2 rRNA genes (1 of these 2 cut by a window edge) are annotated in these 2500 nt (G+C 53.9%); both read left to right on the top strand.

Features of this window, described 5'->3' with window-relative positions:
• Positions 1-2252 (top strand): 23S ribosomal RNA (locus tag KVX96_RS19175); it begins 579 nt to the left of the window's first position.
• 102 nt (positions 2253-2354) lie between these two features.
• Positions 2355-2469: ribosomal RNA gene (gene rrf / locus KVX96_RS19170) — 5S ribosomal RNA — on the top strand.
• The last annotated feature ends 31 nt before the right edge of the window (positions 2470-2500 follow it).

Genomic DNA, 2500 nt, shown 5'->3' with positions numbered 1-2500 from the left:
GCGTACCTTTTGTATAATGGGTCATCGACTTAGTGTTACGAGCAAGCTTAAGCCGTTAGGTGTAGGCGCAGCGAAAGCGAGTCTTAATAGGGCGCATGAGTTCGTGGCATTAGACCCGAAACCGAGTGATCTAGGCATGAGCAGGATGAAGGCAAGGTAACACTTGCTGGAGGTCCGAACCCACATCCGTTGAAAAGGATCGGGATGACTTGTGCCTAGGGGTGAAAGGCCAATCAAACTCGGAGATAGCTGGTTCTCCGCGAAATCTATTTAGGTAGAGCGTCGTACGAATACTCCCGGGGGTAGAGCACTGGATGGGTAATGGGGCCCCACAGGCTTACTGATCCTAACCAAACTCCGAATACCGGGAAGTACTATACGGCAGACACACGGCGGGTGCTAACGTCCGTCGTGGAGAGGGAAACAACCCTGACCTACAGCTAAGGCCCCCAATTCATGGCTAAGTGGGAAAGCAGGTGGGACGACCAAAACAACCAGGAGGTTGGCTTAGAAGCAGCCATCCTTTAAAGATAGCGTAACAGCTCACTGGTCTAATCAAGTTGTCCTGCGGCGAAGATGTAACGGGGCTCAAGCCATGAGCCGAAGCTTAGGACTGCGTATGCAGTGGTAGCGGAGCGTAGTGTGACATAGGTTCCATCCTCTTTAGCGATCTTCGGATCGCCTTGGAGGATATGAACCTTTCGATGAAGCCGGGGCGTGAGCCATCCGGTGGAGAGATCACTAGCGAGAATGATGACATGAGTAGCGACAAAGAGTGTGAGAGACACTCTCGCCGAAAGTCCAAGGGTTCCTGCTTAAAGCTAATCTGAGCAGGGTAAGCCGGCCCCTAAGGCGAGGCAGAAATGCGTAGCCGATGGGAACCACGTTAATATTCGTGGGCCAGGAGGATGTGACGGATCCCGACTGTAGTTCAATCTTATCGGATTGATTGGGCTGCTTAGGGGTTCCTGGAAATAGCCCTCCATCAGACCGTACCCTAAACCGACACAGGTGGACTGGTAGAGCATACCAAGGCGCTTGAGAGAACGATGTTGAAGGAACTCGGCAAAATACCTCCGTAAGTTCGCGAGAAGGAGGCCCAGTTTCTACGCAAGTATTGGCTGGGGGCACAAACCAGGGGGTGGCGACTGTTTACTAAAAACACAGGGCTCTGCGAAGTCGCAAGACGACGTATAGGGTCTGACGCCTGCCCGGTGCCTGAAGGTTAAAAGGAGGGGTGCAAGCTCCGAATTGAAGCCCAGGTAAACGGCGGCCGTAACTATAACGGTCCTAAGGTAGCGAAATTCCTTGTCGGGTAAGTTCCGACCTGCACGAATGGCGTAACGACTTCCCCGCTGTCTCCAACATCGACTCAGCGAAATTGAATTGCCTGTCAAGATGCAGGCTTCCCGCGGTTAGACGGAAAGACCCCGTGCACCTTTACTACAGCTTCACACTGGCATCAGGCACAACATGTGCAGGATAGGTGGTAGGCATCGAAGCAGGAACGCCAGTTCCTGTGGAGCCTTCCTTGAGATACCACCCTTGTTCTGCTTGATGTCTAACCGCGGTCCGTTATCCGGATCCGGGACCCTGTGTGGCGGGTAGTTTGACTGGGGCGGTCGCCTCCCAAATAGTAACGGAGGCGCGCGAAGGTTGGCTCAGAGCGGTCGGAAATCGCTCGTTGAGTGCAATGGCAGAAGCCAGCCTGACTGCGAGACTGACAAGTCGAGCAGAGACGAAAGTCGGCCATAGTGATCCGGTGGTCCCGAGTGGAAGGGCCATCGCTCAACGGATAAAAGGTACGCCGGGGATAACAGGCTGATGGTGCCCAAGAGTCCATATCGACGGCACCGTTTGGCACCTCGATGTCGGCTCATCTCATCCTGGGGCTGGAGCAGGTCCCAAGGGTACGGCTGTTCGCCGTTTAAAGAGGTACGTGAGCTGGGTTTAGAACGTCGTGAGACAGTTCGGTCCCTATCTGCCGTGGGTGTAGGATACTTGAGAGGAGTTGCCCCTAGTACGAGAGGACCGGGGTGAACGATCCACTGGTGGACCTGTTGTGGCGCCAGCCGCAGTGCAGGGTAGCTATGATCGGAAAGGATAACCGCTGAAGGCATCTAAGCGGGAAGCCCCCCTCAAAACAAGGTATCCCTGAGGGCCGTGGTAGACCACCACGTCGATAGGCCGGAGATGTAAGCGCAGCAATGCGTTCAGTTGACCGGTACTAATTGCCCGATAGGCTTGATTTGATCCAGTAATAGACAAACTGGAACACACAAACCCAAAAGTTAACGCAAAACTTGGATCCAAAACTGATGTCGCCCCCAAAAGGGGCAAGGCTTTTTATTCGGTTTGGTGGTCACAGCGCAAGTGAAACACCCGACCCCATCCCGAACTCGGAAGTTAAGCACAGCCGCGCCGATGGTACTGCGTCCTAAGACGTGGGAGAGTAGGTCACCGCCAAACCTAATAAAAAGCCTTAAACTCTCAATACGAT

This window comes from Pseudoruegeria sp. SHC-113 (assembly GCF_025376885.1).
In the GTDB taxonomy this organism is placed as follows: domain Bacteria; phylum Pseudomonadota; class Alphaproteobacteria; order Rhodobacterales; family Rhodobacteraceae; genus Pseudoruegeria.
The sequence above is the reverse complement of the archived record's forward strand: the minus strand, read 5'-3'. Positions and strand labels throughout refer to the sequence as shown.